The 2,269-nt window shown below is 35.7% G+C and carries 3 protein-coding genes; 1 reads left to right on the plus strand and 2 read right to left on the minus strand.

Going from position 1 to position 2,269, the window contains the following annotated elements; all coding sequences use genetic code 11:
• Positions 1-174: 174 nt before the first annotated feature.
• Positions 175-909, minus strand: a complete 735-nt coding sequence (locus KW502_RS15135) for a hypothetical protein (protein WP_219041389.1) — start codon at positions 907-909, stop codon at positions 175-177.
• 217 nt (positions 910-1,126) lie between these two features.
• Positions 1,127-1,636, minus strand: coding sequence for a DUF4304 domain-containing protein (locus KW502_RS15140; RefSeq protein WP_219041390.1), 510 nt, complete (start codon positions 1,634-1,636; stop codon positions 1,127-1,129).
• A 182-nt stretch (positions 1,637-1,818) separates the two neighbouring features.
• On the opposite strand from KW502_RS15140, the gene KW502_RS15145 reads away from it, so the two are divergent.
• Positions 1,819-2,269: transposase (locus KW502_RS15145; protein WP_219041391.1), on the plus strand; the 451-nt coding region annotated here is incomplete at its 3' end.

Consider the following 2,269-nt stretch of genomic DNA (forward strand, 5'->3'; position numbering starts at 1 on the left):
AATACCCAAAATTGGATTAAAGCAAGCCTACAGATACATTTTAAAGGCACTTCATTTTGCTAATTTACAAACGATATAAAACTAGAAAACCGCTCTAAAGCGGTTTAAATGAATACGTTTTTTTTAAATTATGGGGTTGTGCAACGGTTACCAATGTTGGCAATAGTTTTTTATTTAACATCCCATCGGAATTTCAAATGAGATTATTCGCTCTTTTAATTCCTTAGAATCTTGGTCGATAAATTCAATTTTTAAAAAGATTCTACTTGTACTCACTCCGCAGGGATATTCGTTAGGTGACTTTACATCTTTTATGTGTTCTGCCCATCCATCTCCACACTGGTTTCTCACTGCTTCTCGCAATTCAGTCATATCAACCTTTATGAATTTTTCCCAATCGGCCTCAGAATAACTGTCCGTTAGAAATTGTTCATTTTCAATTTTTAGTGGTTTCCAATCTGAATCATAATGCTTCCATTCTGTTAAATCACAATGAGGCCCTTCATTCATTATTGTAACACTATTCTCGAATCGTTGATAAATTCGGATGTCACCCTTCTTAATTTTTTGAACTTTTAGTTTTTGTCCTTCAATGGTTTCTCCAAGCTCTAAATAAATTCTTGCGGTATCTTTTTGCTGTTCAGTTAATTTCCCTTCTTCATCCCAAACTTCAATGCTGTCTATTTCAACTATGAACTCTTCGAATCTTATTTTAAGTGAGTTGTCATTCTGTTGTGGCTTACTTTCGGTTTTAGGTTTCTCAAATTCTTTTACAGTGACAGAATTGTCAACTTTATCAATAACCACAGATGATTCTTGTACAATTTGATTCTTAGAAGACTTTTTTTCTTCTCCGCACCCTAAAAGAGCGATAGTCAAAATGAATATGATATAATTTCTGAGTTTCATTTCCAAATTATTGCCAACGGTTTAGCTATGAACCGTACGGGAGCAAACTAGCGTATGCTTTCCGCCACGCACATAGCGAAATCTTTTTGTTTGTTTTTTCTTTGTCCCGCTTAAAAGCAAAATCCAAAAGATTTTGCGGACTTCATAAAAATACACAAACCCTGCGATTAAGCCCGAAGCCCGTATTGTTTATAGGTTGTGTTGTAGGTAGGCTTTTTTATTCCGATTCTAATAGTTTGTGCTCAGTAATCTTACGCTTTAAATTTTCGCCCCAGAATGTGAATTGTCCATAATATTCCAAACAGTCCTCTAGAGATTTCAATCCGTCAATTCTTGGCAAAATATATTTTTCAAAGTCAACTTTTATAGACTCCACAAACTCTTTTAAGTCCGTTTTTTCAGTTATTGAATAGCCTTGATTATTTCCGAATTTTCTTTTTCTTCTGTCCGGTAAAAATGTTCCCTCGTCAAGATGAACAGTTAAGTCATTATATGTTGCTTTTTTCCTTTTACTATCTTTTACTGTTGCTTTAAGTGCAATTCCAATATTGAATCTAAAATCTACGCAATCTTTTGTATTCCAAGAATAGTTTTGAAGATTAATGACATTAAAGAACTGACCTTTGTCCTTCCACCAAGTCTGTCCCGATGTTAGATAACCCCATTTTTTCAAATTAGGTTTAAGATATATCTTTATAAATTCCTTCTGTTTTTCCTTTGCTGTCATCTTTTTTCAACTTACCTACAACGTGATTGTATATGGTTTGTTGCGTGTTTTAAGCACCTAATTTAGCAAATATAAACCTAATAGAACATCCGCTAGGATTTTCGTAAGTAGGCGAGAGCTAGCAATAAATTATATACGGTGTGCCTGTTGCACAATTTACTAAAAAAGATTAATTTCATGATATGCAAGGCAAAAAAGTATATCAAGAGCAGTTATTCAACAGTTTTCGGTTGAGTGACCGCGTACCGCCCACTAATTTCTACCGCCGATTGAAAGAAGCCTTAAACTTAGATTTTCTCTATGATCTTACTCGAGGTTTTTACGGCAGCAGTGGGCAAAAGAGTATAGATCCTGTTGTGTTTTTTAAACTCTGTCTGGTGGGCTATTTAGAGAATATCATCAGCGACCGCAAGCTTATTGAACATTGCAGTATGCGTTTGGATATTTTGTATTTCATCGGTTATGACATCGATGAAGAATTGCCCTGGCATTCTACCATCAGCCGCACGCGGCAGTTGTTTCCCGAAGATATTTTTGAAGCGGTTTTCACTAAAGTGTTCACGCTTTGTGTGGAGGCCGGGATGGTTAGCGGGCATACTCAGGCTATCGACAGTGCGCCTGTAAAAGCCAATG

The organism is Mesonia aestuariivivens (genome assembly GCF_019311235.1).
Taxonomy (GTDB): Bacteria; Bacteroidota; Bacteroidia; order Flavobacteriales; family Flavobacteriaceae; genus Mesonia; species Mesonia aestuariivivens.